The 17499-nt window shown below is 32.6% G+C and carries 22 protein-coding genes; all 22 read left to right on the top strand.

All coding sequences use genetic code 11. The features are described 5' to 3' along the window. The coding region (locus QZQ55_RS07360; protein WP_295091739.1) for an MBL fold metallo-hydrolase at positions 1-624 on the top strand (624 nt) is incomplete at its 5' end. Between the two features lie 565 nt (positions 625-1189). Then, positions 1190-1723: a peptidylprolyl isomerase gene (locus QZQ55_RS07355; RefSeq protein WP_295091742.1), complete on the top strand. Its 534-nt coding sequence runs from the start codon at positions 1190-1192 to the stop codon at positions 1721-1723. A 76-nt stretch (positions 1724-1799) separates the two neighbouring features. Then, positions 1800-2789 carry an ATPase, T2SS/T4P/T4SS family gene (locus tag QZQ55_RS07350; RefSeq protein ID WP_295091736.1) on the top strand — a complete coding sequence of 330 codons (990 nt, stop codon included), beginning with the start codon at positions 1800-1802 and terminating at the stop codon, positions 2787-2789. Continuing rightward, on the top strand, positions 2779-3777 hold the full coding sequence (locus QZQ55_RS07345; protein WP_295091733.1) for a type II secretion system F family protein: 999 nt from the start codon (positions 2779-2781) through the stop codon (positions 3775-3777). Before QZQ55_RS07350 ends, QZQ55_RS07345 begins: the two co-directional genes overlap by 11 nt. An 8-nt stretch (positions 3778-3785) precedes the next feature. Beyond that, positions 3786-4091 carry a competence type IV pilus major pilin ComGC gene (gene comGC / locus QZQ55_RS07340; RefSeq protein WP_295091730.1) on the top strand — a complete coding sequence of 102 codons (306 nt, stop codon included), beginning with the start codon at positions 3786-3788 and terminating at the stop codon, positions 4089-4091. Further along, positions 4084-4476 (top strand): competence type IV pilus minor pilin ComGD, encoded by a 393-nt coding sequence (comGD, locus tag QZQ55_RS07335; RefSeq protein WP_295091728.1) that lies wholly within the window; start codon positions 4084-4086, stop codon positions 4474-4476. The genes comGC and comGD overlap by 8 nt, the downstream gene beginning before the upstream one ends. Beyond that, positions 4466-4681 (top strand): hypothetical protein, encoded by a 216-nt coding sequence (locus tag QZQ55_RS07330; protein ID WP_295091724.1) that lies wholly within the window; start codon positions 4466-4468, stop codon positions 4679-4681. Before comGD ends, QZQ55_RS07330 begins: the two co-directional genes overlap by 11 nt. 41 nt (positions 4682-4722) lie before the next feature. Continuing rightward, entirely contained in the window at positions 4723-5073 is a 351-nt protein-coding gene (locus tag QZQ55_RS07325; protein WP_295091721.1) for a competence type IV pilus minor pilin ComGF, read from the top strand. Next, entirely contained in the window at positions 5060-5428 is a 369-nt protein-coding gene (locus tag QZQ55_RS07320; RefSeq protein WP_295091718.1) for a hypothetical protein, read from the top strand. The genes QZQ55_RS07325 and QZQ55_RS07320 overlap by 14 nt, the downstream gene beginning before the upstream one ends. A 71-nt stretch (positions 5429-5499) precedes the next feature. Continuing rightward, on the top strand, positions 5500-6057 hold the full coding sequence (efp, locus tag QZQ55_RS07315; protein ID WP_295091715.1) for an elongation factor P: 558 nt from the start codon (positions 5500-5502) through the stop codon (positions 6055-6057). Positions 6058-6152: 95 nt separating this feature from the next. Continuing rightward, entirely contained in the window at positions 6153-6497 is a 345-nt protein-coding gene (locus QZQ55_RS07310) for an Asp23/Gls24 family envelope stress response protein (protein WP_295091712.1), read from the top strand. Positions 6498-6608: 111 nt separating this feature from the next. Then, the gene (gene nusB, locus QZQ55_RS07305; RefSeq protein WP_295091709.1) at positions 6609-7013 is read left to right on the top strand and encodes a transcription antitermination factor NusB; all 405 of its coding nucleotides are present in this window, start codon (positions 6609-6611) and stop codon (positions 7011-7013) included. Beyond that, complete coding sequence (gene xseA / locus QZQ55_RS07300) at positions 7013-8335, top strand: exodeoxyribonuclease VII large subunit (RefSeq protein WP_295091706.1); 1323 nt, start codon at positions 7013-7015, stop codon at positions 8333-8335. The genes nusB and xseA overlap by 1 nt, the downstream gene beginning before the upstream one ends. 9 nt (positions 8336-8344) lie before the next feature. Next, positions 8345-8566 (top strand): exodeoxyribonuclease VII small subunit, encoded by a 222-nt coding sequence (gene xseB / locus QZQ55_RS07295; RefSeq protein ID WP_040390138.1) that lies wholly within the window; start codon positions 8345-8347, stop codon positions 8564-8566. Next, positions 8559-9407, top strand: coding sequence for a polyprenyl synthetase family protein (locus QZQ55_RS07290; RefSeq protein ID WP_295091703.1), 849 nt, complete (start codon positions 8559-8561; stop codon positions 9405-9407). The genes xseB and QZQ55_RS07290 overlap by 8 nt, the downstream gene beginning before the upstream one ends. Further along, the gene (gene dxs / locus QZQ55_RS07285) at positions 9408-11279 is read left to right on the top strand and encodes a 1-deoxy-D-xylulose-5-phosphate synthase (protein WP_295091700.1); all 1872 of its coding nucleotides are present in this window, start codon (positions 9408-9410) and stop codon (positions 11277-11279) included. It begins immediately after the preceding gene. After that, the gene (locus tag QZQ55_RS07280; RefSeq protein WP_215656873.1) at positions 11260-12069 is read left to right on the top strand and encodes a TlyA family RNA methyltransferase; all 810 of its coding nucleotides are present in this window, start codon (positions 11260-11262) and stop codon (positions 12067-12069) included. The genes dxs and QZQ55_RS07280 overlap by 20 nt, the downstream gene beginning before the upstream one ends. A 6-nt stretch (positions 12070-12075) precedes the next feature. Beyond that, on the top strand, positions 12076-13719 hold the full coding sequence (recN, locus tag QZQ55_RS07275) for a DNA repair protein RecN (RefSeq protein WP_295091697.1): 1644 nt from the start codon (positions 12076-12078) through the stop codon (positions 13717-13719). Positions 13720-13757: 38 nt separating this feature from the next. Then, positions 13758-14948, top strand: coding sequence for a DNA polymerase IV (locus QZQ55_RS07270; RefSeq protein WP_295091695.1), 1191 nt, complete (start codon positions 13758-13760; stop codon positions 14946-14948). Between the two features lie 34 nt (positions 14949-14982). Beyond that, positions 14983-15876 carry a tyrosine recombinase gene (locus QZQ55_RS07265; RefSeq protein ID WP_295091692.1) on the top strand — a complete coding sequence of 298 codons (894 nt, stop codon included), beginning with the start codon at positions 14983-14985 and terminating at the stop codon, positions 15874-15876. Next, complete coding sequence (locus QZQ55_RS07260; protein ID WP_295091689.1) at positions 15869-17068, top strand: phosphopentomutase; 1200 nt, start codon at positions 15869-15871, stop codon at positions 17066-17068. Before QZQ55_RS07265 ends, QZQ55_RS07260 begins: the two co-directional genes overlap by 8 nt. After that, the gene (locus QZQ55_RS07255; RefSeq protein WP_295091686.1) at positions 17068-17328 is read left to right on the top strand and encodes a hypothetical protein; all 261 of its coding nucleotides are present in this window, start codon (positions 17068-17070) and stop codon (positions 17326-17328) included. The genes QZQ55_RS07260 and QZQ55_RS07255 overlap by 1 nt, the downstream gene beginning before the upstream one ends. Positions 17329-17499: the final 171 nt, after the last annotated feature.

Genomic DNA, 17499 nt, shown 5'->3' with positions numbered 1-17499 from the left:
AGGATTTTTTACATGATTAAAAGATTAGTGGTAGGTCCTTTACAGGAGAATTGTTATATAGTGAGTTGTGGTCATAACTGTGTTATTATTGATCCAGGAGATGAAGCAGATCATATTATACTGCAAATAAAGAAGGATCATTTAGAAGTAAAAGGGATTCTTTTGACACATGGTCATTTTGATCATATTGGTGCTGTGAATGAATTAAAAGCATACTATCATGCAGATGTATATGCCACAAAAGATACTAAAGATATGATGCTTAACTGGGATGAAAATCTCTCAATTATGATTGGTGGAGAAAAGTATATTGTAGAAGATGTACAAATTATTGATGGTACAATTATGCTTGGCGGTATGAATTTCAAAGTTTATGAGACACCAGGTCATGCAAAAGGAAGCTGTCTTTATTATTATGAACAGGAGAATGCGTTATTTACTGGTGATACATTATTTAAAGGCGGCTGTGGAAGAATTGATTTTCCTACAGGAAGTCAATCTGCTATGATGCAGTCTTTAAGTAAAATAAAACAATTTACATTTGATGCCGATGTATATCCAGGACATGGTCCACAATCCAAAATCTCTTTAGAAAAGGAAAATAACCCATATTTATCTTTTTGAGTATAAATAATGCTGTTTTATGCGAAAATTTCAAAATTTATAATTTTCGGTATATAATGGCAAAGAAGTTGATTTTAACACTTATATTTGGTTTTTCCCTTGTGTATAAGAGTTATACGTTCTCATTGTCCATTTCAATTCGTCCTCTAACCCCTGAATAGAGGACTTTTTTAATTTTTTATATATGAAAATAATGCGCTTTCAATTATAATGAGAAATGGAGGTTTATGAAATGAAAAAGATAATACGTTTAATACTTGCTTTGGCTATAGGTTCTACACTTATAGGATGTTCTTCTAAACCGGGAGGAACAATCGACTTGACAAGTAATATCAAAGTAACAATTAAAGGCTATAATGGTAAGGGAGAGGTTTATGTCGATAATAATACAAAGTATGATAAATCCAATTCTGATATTAGAGATTTTGTAAGTAATGTAGAATATACATTAGAAAATGGTGAGAATGGTGCACTTTCTAATGGTGATGAAATTACTATTAGTGCTAAATATTCTAAATCACAAGCAGAAGATTTAGGACTTACCATCAAGAATCCTATTAAGAAGATCAAGGTATCTGGATTAAAAGATTTATTAACAGGTTATTATGATTGTGAAATCAAGATTAAAAATTATGGTTCACTTAAATTAAAGCTTGATGCGAATACAGCACCTATTACAGTAAGTAATTTTGTCGGACTTGCAAATGATGGCTTCTATAATGGCTTAACATTCCATCGTATTATTAAAGGATTTATGATACAGGGCGGAGATCCTAATGGAGATGGAACTGGAGGCTCTAAAGATACTATTAAAGGTGAATTCTCTAGTAATGGTATAGATAATCCTTTGAAGCATACAAGAGGCGTTATTTCAATGGCAAGAAGTCAGTCTAATGATAGTGCAAGCAGTCAGTTCTTCATTATGCATGAAGATGCACCTTCATTAGATGGTGAGTATGCAGCATTTGGATGTGCTTATTCAGGAATGGATATTGTTGATAAGATCTGTAATGATGTAAAAACAGAAGACAGCAATGGAACAGTACAAAAAAAGTATCAGCCGGTTATTGAAAGTATTACATGTACAAAGATTCAGTAAATTTCACTGAATCTTTTTTTTAGTTCTATGAGAAAAATAGTTTTGTATCTTGTATATAATAGTAGGAGGTTATTTTATGGATGAACTATTTGAAACAATTTTTTTCAAAGCACTAAAAGCTGATTCTACAGATATCCATTTCAAATTGACGGACCATTTGAGTATTCAATTTAGAGTGTTTGGAGAGTTGCAGCATTATCAAGATTATGAAAGTACAATAGGTGCTAAAATCATGAATTATCTGAAATATAAGTCTTTCATTAATGTGAATTATAAGATGGTCCCTCAAACGGGTGCTTTTCACTACTACATCAATGAACATATTTATTTCCTTCGTGTTTCTTATTTACCTGGAATGGATTTTGAAAGTATAGTCATAAGGATACTAAATAATCATGAAAACATCACCATTAATGAGATATCAGAGATTGATGACTTTACTTTCTTTCTTAATGAAATTTGTTATCAAAAGTCAGGACTCTTTTTAGTGGCAGGTGCTACAGGTTCAGGTAAATCAACGACTTTATATGCCATACTTGATAAGATTATTGAAATGGGAGGAAGAAATGTTGTTACGTTAGAGGATCCAATAGAAATAGTGAAGGAACACTGTCTGCAGATAGAAATGAATGAAAGCTTAGGTATTGATTATTATAATTCATTGAAACAGATTTTAAGACATGATCCAGATGTGATCATGATTGGTGAAATTAGAGATGAAAAGACCGCAAAACTTGCGATTACATGTGCTTTGACAGGACATCTGGTATTATCTACTATTCATGCCAGTAACTCATTGTTGGTAATAAAGAGAATGTTGAATTTGGGCATTAATGAAACGGATTTAGAGGACGTATTGATTGGTGTAGTTACACAGCGCATTAAATATGATAGAAGGAATAAAAAAGTCATCATACTTCCTGAAACAATGAATAAGACACAGATTAAACAATATTTTGTGAATCATACAGTTAGTTATCCATCATTTAAAGACAATGCTTTAATGCTTATTAAAGAAAAGCACTGTGATCAGTATTTGTTTAAGGATGAGTTGAATGGACAATGATCTTTTATTTCTTGAAAATTTATCTAATCTTCTCGAACAGGGTTATGGGATAGAAGAAACATTACTTATTTGTAAAGATATTAATGATCATCCAAGCATTGATACAATATTGCAGAAAATATATGATGGAGAGAATTTAACTGATGCATTGCTAGATCCTCATCTTCCGCCTTTATTCATTGAATTCTTTACTTTCTTTTCTATGCGTTCCACCATTTCAGATGCGATTAAGAATAGTTTAAAAATATATAATGAAATATATTCAATGAAAAAGAAATTAGTTGCCCAGATGACATATCCTCTAATTTTAATTGTATTTTTACTCTTTTTCTCTCTGTTTGCAACTTTTATTCTATTTCCTAAAGTTACTACACTATTCAGTTCATTTGGGATGAATCCATCTTTAAGCTTTACTATTCTATTCTTTATTATTCGCCTCATTCCTATTTTGATTATTGGCTTATTATCTGCATTGATTATATCTTGTGTTTATTTTCTTATTTCTTTAAAGAAAAAGAAGTTCTGGATTATTGAACGTTATCTGAAAGTACCTCTCTTAAAGAAGTATATTCAGAAATATTTCACTTTTAAGTTCTGTCTCTATTTCAATGAGTTGTTAGAAGATCATATTGATTCTAATACTATTATTACAATGTTGAATGAGAGTATGAGTCAAAGTGATATTAAGATTGTACTTTATGAAATCTATATTCGTTTAAAAGAAGGCGAGCAGCTAGAAAATATTATAGATGGTTTTCCCTATTTCGATCATCTCTTTGTCTCTATGTATAAGATGTTTTTAAAGAATCCTGATGAAATAGGGTCAATGAGAGCGTATTTAGATATTTCTCAGGAACAGATTACATATGCTGTTAATAAGTTTACAAAGCTTTTTGTACCAATTGTTTATGGGTTTGTCGCATTTTTCGTCATCACAATATATATTGCAGTTATTATTCCGATGATGAATGTTATTGGAGATATTTAGGAGGTTCTATGAAAAATCATAAAGCAGGTTTTACTCTTATTGAGATGATATTCTGTATTTCTGTTATTCTAGTCATCTTATTACTCGTTATTCCTAATGTAACAAGTAAGAACGATGTTGTAAAAGGAAAGGGATGTGAAGCGCAGGTTGAAGTTGTTAATTCACAAATTATCTTATATCAGATTGAACATGATGAACTGCCTACCAGCATTTCTCAATTAACATCTGGTTCAAATCCTTATCTCACTAAAAAACAAGCAACATGTCCTAATGGAAAATCAATTTATATATCAAATGGACAGGCATATGTATAGAAAGGGATTTACTGTCGTAGAAATGTTGTTTGTTTTATCTATTACTATCTTTTTATCCTCGTTATGTATGACACTTCATACTCGTACGATTAATGAAAATGAAGAAATAGCGCTTATTAAAGCGATGTTTGATGAAGCAAGGGCGATGGCTATAGTGGAAAAAGATACAGTCAAGGTGTCTGTATCTAATCATAGAATAGACTTGATTGGTAAGGAAAATAAGACATTGAATTTAGAGGAAGGGTATACTTTTCTTACAAATCATACATTTACTTTTAATGATCATGGTCGTATTAAGATTGCGAAAACAATTGTATTAAAAACACCACATCATATTAAGAAATTTGTTTTTCAGTTAGGAAGTGGGGCTTATTATGTTACTTAATCAAAAGGGAAATACACTTATTGAATCATTGTTTGCTTTATCCATTTATTTGATGATTGTTGTTTATTTTGTAGGTTCTTGGACTGTTTTAAATAAAGCACAGCTAAGATTTAAATATAATCAGGATAATTGTAATCAACAAGAACTTAAGATTGTAGAAGAAGGAGATGATATCCAATCAAAACTCAAAAAGGCTTTACGCTAATAGAACTGCTGCTTTCTTTATCTATTTGTCTGCTGATTGTGATGAATGTTCCTTCTCTTGTACGTTTGTTAAGAGTGCCTGTAGTCAATAACAATCAGGATATTGCAGTAGGTGCGAAACAACTAGCAGATTATCTTCTTGTTTCTAAAATCAAGACATATAGTGAAGATATTGGCTATTATGATGATAAGGGTGAAGAAAATACAATCATTTTTGAGAAAAGAAGACTAGTGAAGACACCTGGGTATGAAATCCTTATTACTGATATAGATGATGTGCTATTTTTCGAGAAGGATGCTTATATGTATATGACAGTGACAAGAAAAAAACAAAAATATACATACATGATTTGCGATTTGTATAGAAAGCAGGAAACTTATGTCGAAGAATAGAGGAAGTGTATTACAGGTAGTATTAGTCATTTTTCTCATATTATTTACAAGTCTTTTCAGCTATTGCACGCTGATGACAAGACAATATGAATTAACACATTACCAAAAAATGATGAATCAGCAGAGACGTATAGAAATATTGTTAAGGCGATATTGGCGTTCTACTATTGATCAGGATATTTTATTAGGGGATACTTTTGAAATGGAAGATAGTGTTATTAGCTATAATGTAGATGATGATGGAACTGATTATATTATTGATTGTGATATCACAACGAAGTCATATCATTATACAATGCAGGCAAAAATAAATATGGATAGTTTAGATATGCATGCGTGTACATATGGGCATTAATGCAAGGATACTTTACTTTATAGAGGAACTTTGCTATAATAAGGTGCGATTAGAAAGGATGAAGTAAAGTTATGATTAATGCAACTGATTTAAGACCAGGAGTAACATTTGAATATGATGGCAATCTATATGTTTGTTTAGATTATAGCCACAACAAGACAGCACGTGCTGCAGCGAACATTCGTGTTAAAATGAAGAACATGAGAACAGGAACTACTACCGAAATGACATTTGGTAGTAACGCGAAGGTAAAGAAGGCTCAGGTAGAAAAGAGCAAGATGCAGTATTTATATGACAATGGTGGTATGTTAGTATTTATGGATAATGAAACATATGACCAGGTTGAAATTCCTGCAGATCGCTTGGAATGGGAAATCAACTTCATGAAACCTTCTGATAATGTAGAAGTAACAAGCTATGAAGGTGAAATCCTTGGTGTTGCTTTACCAGTCAATGTACCATTTAAGGTTATTGAAACTGAAGCAGCAGTTAAGGGTGATACTGCAACAGGAGCAACTAAGTTTGCTACTATTGAAACAGGTTATCAGATTAAAGTGCCTCTATTTATTGAAGAAGGCGAAGTTGTTGTAGTTAATACAGTTGAAGGAAAATATTCAGGAAGAGCTTAATCTCTTCCTTTTTTAACACGGTGTTATTATATCAACACTTGTAATTATCCCTGTTTTCTTATAGAATATAAGGGAAAGAAAGAAGAGGTAATTTTATGGCACGTAATGAATATTATACATATAAGGGAAGCCCAATTAATGGCGATATTATGATGAGCGTTCAGGTTTTTGATATTATTACTAAGCAGGTTGCTGCTGAAGATAAGGATATTAAGCTAGATACTTCAAAAGGTTTTTCTGTTACAGGTACAAAGAATCTTGTGAACTGCACTATTAGAGATAATGAAGTTTATATCACAGTTCATGTTCGTATTAAATATGGTACAAACATTACAGCCAAGACAAAAGAATTACAGAAGAAGATTGCTTCTGGAATTAAAGAAATGGCTGCTGTAACAGTTAAGAGTGTTGATGTTGTAGTAGAAGCTATTGATTTCTAAAAGCAAGTCTGACTTGCTTTTATTTTTTTTGAACACGCAAAGATATGTAAAATCTTTTATAAAAAGAGTCAATGTGTTAAAATAAATGAGTATTATGGAGGTCCTTTAAAAATGGAAAAAACAATTAGACAAATCGCTAGAGAAAAAGCAATAATTGCAGTATATCAATGGTTAACAGTTGATGCATCTAAAGAAGAACTTAAAGAATATGTTCATGCTGATGAAGCATTAATTGAAGGTAGATCAGCAGAACAGTTCTGTTACTGGTTGATTGATACAGTTATGGAAAACAAAGGTTCTTATGAAACTTTATTAAATACTAAATTAAAAAGAGGATGGTCTTTTGAACGTTTAAATAAGATGGAACAGGCTATTCTTCTTGTGGCAACATGTGAGTTACTAGAATCAGAATTAGACAAGAGCATTGTTATTAATGAAGCTGTTATCAATGCAAAACAGTATTGTGATGAAGATTCTTATAAATTCATTAATGGTGTTTTAACTGCAATTGAATAATGGAACGACAATACGTAAGCGTACATGCTTTAAATCGCTATATTAAAGCAAAACTAGATAATGACATGCAGCTTCAGACTGTATATATTCGTGGCGAGATATCTAATTATCGTCCACATCCTTCAGGTCATATGTACTTTACTCTAAAGGATGATCAAACGGAATCATCTATCAGTGCAATTATGTTTGCATCACAGGCACGTTATTTAAAGTTCAGATTAAAAGATGGAATGAAGGTATTTATTACAGCGCAGGTTTCTGTATTTGAAAGAGCAGGAAGATATCAGCTTTATGTCAGAAGTATGCAGGAGGATGGCTTAGGTAATCTCTATCTTCGTTTTAATGAGTTGAAGCAGGCCTTGGAAAGAGAAGGTCTCTTTAATGCTATACATAAGAAAGAAATTCCATCTATGCCTGAACGCCTGGCTATTCTTTCAGCTAAACAAGGAGCCGCTTTGCAGGATGTGTTACGTACACTTCATCAGCGTTATCCTTTAGTGGAAAGAGATATTTATCCTGTTCCTGTTCAAGGAAGAGATGCTTATCAAGTGATTGCTGATACATTAAAAAAGGTGGATGAGATGGGATACTCTACAATTCTTCTTGTAAGAGGTGGAGGATCCATTGAAGATTTATGGAACTTTAATGAAGAGGCTTTAGCACGTTGTGTTTATGATTTGAAGACGCCTATCATTACTGGGGTAGGACATGAAACAGATTATACGTTAGTAGATTATGTCAGTGATTTACGTGCACCTACTCCTACAGCTGCGGCAGTGGCTGCAGTTCCTTCACAAAAAGAACTGTTGAATCATCTCGAGAATAAAATAGCTAGATTATCAAATGTGATGAGAAAAACTATTTATCTAGAAAGACAGAAATTAGAAAAGTATCAGCGCTCTTATGTTTTTACTGATCCTTCTAGAATATTCGAAACTAAGTTCATGAAATTAGATAATATGCAATTAAAGCTAAACAACTTTAAAATCAGGATTAAACAACAGTCTCGTTACGAAATGCACAAAAAAATAATTCAACTCAATACGTTGATGAAACAAAAACAATTGATTGAGAGAAAAAATATAAGTAACAACCAAGAATTACTGGAATCTCAGTTTATAAATTATTTAAAAAATAAAAAGACTTCTTTTATTTATTCAGTTGAAAAACTTGATTTACTTAGTCCTCTTAAAACAATGCAGAGAGGTTATATTATCTCTAAAAAAGATGATCATATCATTAAGAGTGTAAATGAATTATCACATAATGATACAGTCACACTTATTTATGTGGATGGTGAAAAAGAAGCGATAGTGAAGTAGGTGATATTGATGGCAGAAAAGACATATGAAGAAGCAATGACACGTCTAGATGAAATTATTGATTTATTAGAAAACAATGAAGCATCTTTAGATGAGAGCCTTGACCTTTACAAGGAAGGTGTGTCACTTGCTGCTTTTTGTGATCAGAAGTTAAAAGATGTTGATCAGGAAGTAACTAAAATATTTGAGGAAAATCAATTAAAAGATTATCTAGGTGATGATGATGAATAATATTATTGAAGAAGTAAATGCGAGATTAAAAGAAATCTTATCTTCATATCGTCCAGGATCAGTAAAGGAAGCTATGACATATTCTGTGATGGCAGGTGGTAAAAGATTAAGACCACTTCTATTTATTCAGACATTACGTGCATATAGTGTTGATTATCATAGATATATTGATATTGCATGTGCTATTGAAATGATTCATACATATTCTTTAATTCATGATGATCTTCCTGGAATGGATAACGATGATTTAAGACGAGGAAAACCAACATGTCATAAACAATTTGATGAAGCAACTGCAATTTTAGCAGGTGATGCTTTATTAAATGAATCAATGAATGTGATTTTAAGAATGGATCTTGATGATCCACTTAAAGTGGAAGTACTGCGTTATTTATATAATGCGTCTGGACTAGGTGGTATGATTTATGGTCAGCAGCAGGATATGTATTTTGAAACACATACTGCAACACTTGATGAATTACAAGCTATTCATCACGATAAGACAGGTGCACTTATTTCAGTCCCTATGAAGATTGCAGGATTAATTGCGAAAAAAGAAGATGCTGATAAGTTAGAAAACATCGGATTTAAGCTAGGTCTTGCATTTCAGATTCAAGATGATATTTTAGATGTAACAAGCACAACTGAAACATTAGGTAAGAAAGTAGGCAGTGATATTGCGAATCATAAGTCTACATATGTTTCATTGCTTGGTTTAGAAAAATCTCAAAAACGTGTAGAAGAATTATTTGAAGAATGTTTGGCTGATGTTTATGATTTACAACTTAATCATGGATTGATGATTGAATTATTCCAGATTATTATGAAAAGAGTGAATTAAATGGAAATTAAGAAGATTGAGAACCCTCGATTCTTGAAACAATTGAATATTGACGAACTAAATCAGTTATCACAGGATATAAGGGATTTTCTAATCGAAAATATTTCTAAAACAGGAGGTCACTTTTCCAGTAATTTAGGTATAGTAGAACTTACTGTTGCCCTTCATTATGTATTTGATTCGCCAAAGGATAAGTTCCTTTTTGATGTGGGACATCAGGCTTATGTTCATAAAATCTTGACTGGTCGTGCACCTATGTTTAATAAACTTAAGAAATATGGCGGGATGTGTGGCTTCCAGAATCGTCATGAAAGCATTCATGATCCTTGGGAAGCAGGACATTCTTCTACCACTATATCTGGTGCGACAGGTTTAGCTATTGCGCGTGACCTTAAAAAAGAAAACTTTGAAGTTATTAGTATTATTGGAGATGCTGCATTAATGAGTGGTGAATCTCTAGAAGCCTTGAATTTTCTTGGTGGAATTGATACTAAGGTCATTGTTATATTGAATGATAACAATATGTCTATTTCTCGCAATGTAGGAGGTTTATCAAACTTTTTATCAGATGTAAGAATGTCTTATAAGTATAATCAGGCAAAAAGTAATTATACTGAGATACTTTCACAGTCTGATTTTGGTAAGAAAATATTTGATGCGACAAAGCGAGTAAAAGATAAAGTAAAAAGAAAAATCTTACTGGATACGCCATTTGCTCAGTTTGATTTAGATTATATAGGTCCTGTTGATGGGCATAATATTGAAGAGTTGATTCGTGCTTTAGAAACAGTAAAGAACTTGGATCATAGCGTTGTCCTTCATGTTCTGACAAAGAAGGGAAAAGGCTATGAGCCTGCAGAAAAGGATCGCTCAGGGGTTTATCACAGTGTAGGAGCTTTTGACATAGTTAAAGGTATTCAGCCTGTATTAGATCAAGAAAAACATTCATGGAGTCAATCGGTGAGTGATCATGTAGAGTACTTGATGAATAAACATGATGATATATGTGTAATTACTCCAGCCATGATTACAGGCAGCTGTTTACAGAAAATCTTTAAAAATTATCCAGATCGTTCATTCGATGTTGGGATTGCAGAAGAACATGCAATGACTCTTGCGGCAGGTCTTTCTCAGGGAGAAGAATTCCCATTCTTAAGTGTTTATTCTTCTTTTTTCCAGCGTGCATATGATCAGCTTAATCATGATATTGCGAGAATGAATCTTCCATGTCTTATTGGTATTGATCGTGCTGGCTTAGTAGGTGGAGATGGTGCGACACATCATGGTGTTTTTGATATTGGTCTTATTGCACCTATTCCAGGTGTTATTATTATGGCACCTAAAAATGAAGAAGAAGCACAAAAAATGATTAATACAGCATATCAAAATAAAGATCATCCATATGTGATGCGTTATTCAAAAAACAAAGTTATTAATACACACCATCATACTGATGAGACTATAAAAGTAGGTCAATGGGAACTAATTAAAGAAACGGAAGATGCGGCTGTAAATGTTGTTACTTATGGTGATAATGTACTAGCAGTTTTAAAGATGGCTGAGACTGATCATCTTCCTATTAATATTATTAATGCAAGATTCATCAAACCAATAGATAAAGATATGTTAGAAAGAATAAGTGATAAACCAATCATTGTTTATGAAACGGATCTTATAAATGGTTCTTTAGGTAGTATTATGAGTTTATATTATGAAAAGAATCATATTCATGTTGATATGTCATTTATTGGTATTGATGATCATTATGTCACCTTTGGAGATAACGAGTTCTTATATAAACAGGAACATATTTCGTTGAATGATTTGAAAAATAAAATTGAGGAAATAGAACATGAAAAAAGAAAGAATTGATATTTTATGTGTCCAGCAAGGCTTATTTGAGTCTAGAAATCAGGCACAAAGAGCTATTATGGCAGGCATTGTGAGAGATGAAAATGATTATATTGATAAACCAGGAACTAAAATTCCAGTTGATACAAAGCTTTTTGTTAAGGGTGAAAAGCTAAGATATGTATCTCGTGGTGGTTTAAAGCTTGAAAAAGCCATTGATCTTTATCATTTGGATCTTACAGATGTCATTATGATTGATATTGGGTCTTCTACGGGTGGTTTTACAGATTGTGCTTTACAGCATGGTGCTCAGAAGGTTTATGCAGTTGATGTAGGAACAAATCAGCTAGTATGGAAGCTTCGTAATGATGAACGTGTAGAAGTAATGGAACAGTATAATTTTCGTTATGCACAGCTAGAAGATTTCAAATATGGTATGCCTACATTTGCCTCTATTGATGTCTCTTTTATTTCTTTAAGACATATGTTCAATGCATTAAAGAACGTCATTGCGCCAGATGGTGTGATTGTTTCTTTAATTAAGCCTCAGTTTGAAGCAGGAAAAGATGATGTTGGAAAACATGGTATTGTAAAGGATCCGAAGGTCCATAAAAGAGTCATTAAAGAAGTAATCGGCTATGCAAATGATAATGGTTTTTCTTTAAAAGGATTGACATTCTCTCCGATAACTGGAGGGGAAGGTAATATTGAATTCCTTGGTTATTTTGTGAATGATCATCAAGAAAATAGTGATTATTGTATTGATGACGTTGTCACAGAAGCACATAAACATTTTAATGAAAGCAGGTGATTTTAAATGTTGAAAAGTCTTTTTATCTCTTCTTTTGTCATTATTGATCAAACACAAGTGGACTTTGAAGAAGGCATGACAGCCTTGACTGGGGAAACAGGTGCAGGTAAATCTATTATTATCAATGCACTTGAACAGCTATGTGGTGCTAGAGCATCTTCTTCATTAGTAAGAAAAGGCGCCAAGAAAGCAGTTATTGAAGGTGTGTTTGATATGAATGATCATATTGGCCTTATCTTGGATGAACTCAATATAGAAGGTGATGATGATTTAATTATTACAAAAGAAATAATGGATAATGGACGTTCAACAATTAAAATCAATTATCGTACTGTTACAAACAGTGCTTTAAAGCAGATTGCGCCTTGCTTATTAGATATTCATTCACAATATCAGACACAGGAAATCTTTAATGTGAAAAATCATTTAAAGATATTGCAGTCATTTATGAATCATCAGGATGAAGCCCTTTTGTCTGAATATCAAAATCATTATTTTGAATATAAGAAAATATCACAGAAAATCAAGAAACTTGAACAGGAAGATTTAAGTGATGAAAGAATAGAATATTATAAGAAGCAATATGATGAACTAAAAGATTTTGAGTACACAGATGAGATCATTGACAGTCTGGAAGATGAACTCAGGGTGATGAAGAATTATGAATCTATGCATGGCTATATGACTGCTTTTAATGAATCTATGTCAGAGCGTCAGGGGGCATTAAGTCGAATTAATGATGCATTAAGTGCTCTTGGTCATATGAGTGATAATGAAACATTTTCTTCATTGTATGATGAATTCTATAATGAGTATTATAGTATGCAGGATATTGTAGATCGTGTTGAAACAGCATTTGATTCAATTGATTTTGATGAATATCGCTTTAATGAATTACAGGAAGAACTTTTCACAATTCATCGTCTGCAAAGAAAATATGGCTATTCATGTGATGATATCTATCAGGCTCAGGCAGATTTAAAAGAAAAGCTAGATGCCTCACTTAATCGTGAAGATGTTCTTGCAGATTTAAATAAACAGAAAGAGCACGCTTATCAGGACGCTTATAAGATTGCACAAAAGCTGACTGCATTAAGAAATGAACAGGGAACTATATTTGTCGATGCATTAGAAAAAGAACTACAGGATCTATATTTACCAAATGCAAAGTTAAAGGTGGATATTAAAGAATGTAACCTTAATGACATGGGAAAAGACGTTATTACATTTGTGGTTTCTATGAATAAGGGACAGGCATTTACACCATTAAATGAAACTGCGAGTGGTGGTGAAATATCTCGTTTAATGCTTGCAATTAAGACAATTACAATGTCTAAGACCGGTATCAATACTCTTGTATTTGATGAAATTGATACTGGAGTAAGTGGTAAAGTTGCGGATGCAATTGGTCAGAAAATGCATTCTATAGCTTTAAACAATCAGGTATTATGTATCACTCATTTACCACAGGTTGCTATTCATGCTGATCATCATTATGCAATCAAGAAACTAACACAGGATGAAGAGACTTATTCATCACTTGCAGTATTAAATGAAGACGAAAGAATAGAAGAAATTGCTAAGATGCTTTCAGGAGATGTGATTACTCCAGAAGCAATTGAAAATGCTAAAAGATTATTACAAGGATGAGCATATAAGTTATATGCTCTTTTTTTGGGAGGGTGAGTATGCGTATTATATTTCATATTGATATGAATGCTTTTTATGCCAATTGTGAAATTTCACAGCATCCAGAATTAAGAGGAAAGCCAATTGTCATCAGTCATAATTCTAAAAGAAGCGTTGTATCTACTGCTTCTTATGAAGCAAGACAATTTGGTATTAGTTCTGCTATGCCTTTATTTATGGCTAAAGAGAAATGTTCTGATTTGATCGTGGTAGAACCGCATTTTAATCTATATCATGAACTATCACAGAAATTCTTTGATATTGTTTATACTTATAGCAACAAAGTCGAGATAGCGAGTATTGATGAATGTTATGTAGATATGAGTGATTATTTTACAGTGACGCACGTACAGCCTTATATTGTCGCCAAGGAAATGCAGGATAGGATTTTGTCTACCTTATCTCTTCCTTGCTCGATTGGCATTTCTCCTAATAAGTTTCTTTCAAAGATGGCTTCAGATATGAAGAAACCTTTAGGAATTACCATTATCACCCAAAAGAATCTTAAAGAAGTTCTTTGGCCTATTAAAGTAGGGGATATGTATGGCATTGGAAAAAAGACTGCACCTAAACTAGAAGAAGCTGGAATCAAGACAATTGGAGATATTGCGAATTACGATAATTATCAGACTATAAGACAATTTTTAGGGAAGAATACATTAATTTATTACAACCGTGCAAATGGCAGGGATCTTTCACCAGTTATTTATGAAGATACTGATATGAAATCAATTGGGCACTCTACAACTTTTGAGAGTGATATAAGTGATGGGGATAGTTTAAAAGAAGAATTTAAAAAAGTATGTTTAACGGTTTCTGAGCGCGCTTTAAAACATGATATGTATTCTAATTGTATTGTAATCACATTAAAATACACGCGTTTTCACAGTGTGACAAGACAAATGCTGATACAGGATTATATTAATGATTATGAAAAGATATATAGTTATGTCATGATGCTTTTTACTAAGCATTACACTCATGAACCATTAAGACTCATTGGTGTAACATTGAATAATGTGAAAAGAAAAGATTCTATTATTCAGCAGATGAATATATTTGATACAAAGAATAATAAGACAGATCCTATTGATAGTCTTATTGAGAATATTAACAAAATGACAAGTGCGCATCTAATCAAGGCAAAAGACTATCATCCAGATAGTAAGCGTCATGATGGAAACAGTTAAGAAAAGTTGTTATAATAGACAAGAGGTGTAGCACGTGCAAGAATATGATTTAAAAGATTTTAAAAGCTATTTATTATTTGAAAGAGGCTTGAGTGATAATACTGTACAGGGTTATATAAGGGATATAAGAGCTTTTTATGAATATATCGATTATGATATAAAAAAGTTTGATTTATCTCATATAGACGCTTATTTCTGCAAATTAAAGGATGATGGATATAAGGTTACTTCTATAAGAAGAAAAATCGTTTCTTTAAGGCAGTACAATGAGTTTTTATCTAGGACAAGAGGCATGCAGGATATCATGCTGCAATATGATCTGCCAAAAACAGACAAAAAACTTCCTAAAGTATTAAGTCTAGAAGAAATCATCAAGGTTATTAAGAGTATCGATGATAGCAATCCAGCAGGCAAAAGAAATAAAACAATGATGCTTCTTCTTATTAATACAGGTATGAGAATAAGCGAACTTGTTCATCTGGAAATAAATGATATCAATCACTCTGTTTCTAATGTTCGTGTCGTAGGAAAAGGGAATAAAGAACGATTAATTCCATTAGATAAAGAAACATGCTCTTATGTCTATAACTATATGCAAAATGAACGTTCTTTCTTTAATAAAAAGAATAATCAATGGCTTTTTATGATGAATGATGGTCGTCGTATGACAAGAGAAAACTTCTATAACATTCTCCAAAAGCTTGTATTAGAAGCAGGGGTGAGAGATCATTTTACACCTCATATGTTGAGACATACATTTGCGACCACTTTATTGGAAAATCATTGTGATTTAAGATCTATTCAGGTGATGCTTGGACATCAGGATATTTCTACAACAACAATCTATACACATGTTACACATAAGCAGATACTGGATGACTATAATAAATATCATCCAGGCAATGCAAGGAGGAAAAAAGATGAGTAAGGAATTATACAAAAGAATATTTGTGATTGTATGTGACTCAATGGGTATTGGAAATGCTGAAGATGCTGCTTTATTTGGAGATGAAGGTGCTAATACAATTGGTCATATTTGTGAAGCGAAAAACGGTCTGAATGTTATTAATATGGAAGGATTGGGCTTAGGTAATTTAGGTGATTTTAAAGGTATTCATCCAATTACTCATCCTCTAGGTACTACTGCTACACTAAAGGAAGTCTCTAACGGCAAGGATACAATGACAGGACATTGGGAAATGATGGGTCTTAAAGTCACTAAGCCTTTTAAAACATTTACAGATACTGGCTTCCCAGAAGAGTTTATCAAGCTTTTTGAAGAAAAGACAGGTAGAAAATGCTTAGGTAACTATGCTGAAAGTGGCACAAAAATTTTAGATGATCTTGGAGAAAAGCAGTTAGAAACAGGAGACTGGATTGTTTATACATCAGCCGATTCTGTATTCCAGATTGCAGCCAATGAAGAAATTATTCCACTAGAAGAATTATACGATGCATGTCATATTGCAAGAGAACTACTCATGGATGAAAGATGGAAAGTTGGACGTGTAATAGCAAGACCTTTTGTTGGACGTAAAAAAGGTGAATTTAAACGTACACCTAATAGACATGATTATGCATTAAAGCCATTTGATAAAACAGTACTTAATAGCTTAAAGGATGCAGGACTTGATGTTGTAGGTGTTGGTAAGATTCCTGATATCTTCGTAGATGAAGGCATTACTGAAGGCATTCATACAGTATCTAATAAAGATGGTATGGAAAAGACAATTGAACTCGCCAAAAAAGAACATCATGGACTTATCTTTGTGAATCTTGTAGACTTTGATGCAGTTTATGGACATCGTAGAAATGCGATTGGCTATGGAGATGCTATTGAAGAATTTGATGCACAATTATCTGATTTAATGGCTGCAGTCAATGATGATGATTTAATCATGATTACAGCAGATCATGGTAATGATCCTACTTGGAAAGGAACTGATCATACTAGAGAACATGTTCCACTACTTATTTACAGCAAATCACTTCATAAACCAAAAAATCTTGGATTGTTAGAAAGCTATGCAGTGATTGGTGCAACTATTGCTGATAACTTTAATGTAGAAAATCCTGGTATTGGAAAATCTTTACTAAAAGAACTTGAAAGGGATGCTTAATGGAAAACCAGAAAAAGGTAATTATTGTATCTCTTGCAGCAAGCTTGATGGCTGTCATACTTTATGTATTTGGTATGACACTTGCGAAAGGGAATATAATTATTGAAACTATGTATCTGGTGATGGCATCACTGCTCGTTATTTGTGCAGCTGTATCATTATTCAATAATTATAAAAAATATAAGAAGGTACTATTTATTTACCTGATAATTCTAAATATAGTATTAGAAGTTCTATTCATAGGTAAATTGCTCATATAGAAAAGAAGCATAATTGCTTCTTTTTTTAATAGAGGAGGGGAGTCATTAAAAAACTCCCCTTTCAAGTGTGCCGGGCATGGCACTGATTCAGTCGGAGATAGTCCGACCACAGGTAATTACCGCCAAGTGTAGTGAACCACAAGCCGATACCATAAAGGTAGGAGTGAAGGA

It is taken from the genome of uncultured Catenibacterium sp., from assembly GCF_900540665.1.
Taxonomy (GTDB): domain Bacteria; phylum Bacillota_I; class Bacilli_A; order Erysipelotrichales; family Coprobacillaceae; genus Catenibacterium.
The sequence above is the reverse complement of the archived record's forward strand: the minus strand, read 5'-3'. Positions and strand labels throughout refer to the sequence as shown.

What these genes read in the sequence shown, in the direction of transcription:
- QZQ55_RS07350 (WP_295091736.1), top strand. Translation starts at nt 1,800, where the DNA reads ATGGATGAACTATTTGAAACAATTTTTTTCAAAGCACTAAAAGCTGAT.
- QZQ55_RS07345 (WP_295091733.1), top strand. Translation starts at nt 2,779, where the DNA reads ATGGACAATGATCTTTTATTTCTTGAAAATTTATCTAATCTTCTCGAA.
- comGC (WP_295091730.1), top strand. Translation starts at nt 3,786, where the DNA reads ATGAAAAATCATAAAGCAGGTTTTACTCTTATTGAGATGATATTCTGT.
- comGD (WP_295091728.1), top strand. Translation starts at nt 4,084, where the DNA reads ATGTATAGAAAGGGATTTACTGTCGTAGAAATGTTGTTTGTTTTATCT.
- QZQ55_RS07330 (WP_295091724.1), top strand. Translation starts at nt 4,466, where the DNA reads ATGTTACTTAATCAAAAGGGAAATACACTTATTGAATCATTGTTTGCT.
- QZQ55_RS07325 (WP_295091721.1), top strand. Translation starts at nt 4,723, where the DNA reads ATGAATGTTCCTTCTCTTGTACGTTTGTTAAGAGTGCCTGTAGTCAAT.
- QZQ55_RS07320 (WP_295091718.1), top strand. Translation starts at nt 5,060, where the DNA reads ATGTCGAAGAATAGAGGAAGTGTATTACAGGTAGTATTAGTCATTTTT.
- efp (WP_295091715.1), top strand. Translation starts at nt 5,500, where the DNA reads ATGATTAATGCAACTGATTTAAGACCAGGAGTAACATTTGAATATGAT.
- QZQ55_RS07310 (WP_295091712.1), top strand. Translation starts at nt 6,153, where the DNA reads ATGGCACGTAATGAATATTATACATATAAGGGAAGCCCAATTAATGGC.
- nusB (WP_295091709.1), top strand. Translation starts at nt 6,609, where the DNA reads ATGGAAAAAACAATTAGACAAATCGCTAGAGAAAAAGCAATAATTGCA.
- xseA (WP_295091706.1), top strand. Translation starts at nt 7,013, where the DNA reads ATGGAACGACAATACGTAAGCGTACATGCTTTAAATCGCTATATTAAA.
- xseB (WP_040390138.1), top strand. Translation starts at nt 8,345, where the DNA reads ATGGCAGAAAAGACATATGAAGAAGCAATGACACGTCTAGATGAAATT.
- QZQ55_RS07290 (WP_295091703.1), top strand. Translation starts at nt 8,559, where the DNA reads ATGAATAATATTATTGAAGAAGTAAATGCGAGATTAAAAGAAATCTTA.
- dxs (WP_295091700.1), top strand. Translation starts at nt 9,408, where the DNA reads ATGGAAATTAAGAAGATTGAGAACCCTCGATTCTTGAAACAATTGAAT.
- QZQ55_RS07280 (WP_215656873.1), top strand. Translation starts at nt 11,260, where the DNA reads ATGAAAAAAGAAAGAATTGATATTTTATGTGTCCAGCAAGGCTTATTT.
- recN (WP_295091697.1), top strand. Translation starts at nt 12,076, where the DNA reads ATGTTGAAAAGTCTTTTTATCTCTTCTTTTGTCATTATTGATCAAACA.
- QZQ55_RS07270 (WP_295091695.1), top strand. Translation starts at nt 13,758, where the DNA reads ATGCGTATTATATTTCATATTGATATGAATGCTTTTTATGCCAATTGT.
- QZQ55_RS07260 (WP_295091689.1), top strand. Translation starts at nt 15,869, where the DNA reads ATGAGTAAGGAATTATACAAAAGAATATTTGTGATTGTATGTGACTCA.
- QZQ55_RS07255 (WP_295091686.1), top strand. Translation starts at nt 17,068, where the DNA reads ATGGAAAACCAGAAAAAGGTAATTATTGTATCTCTTGCAGCAAGCTTG.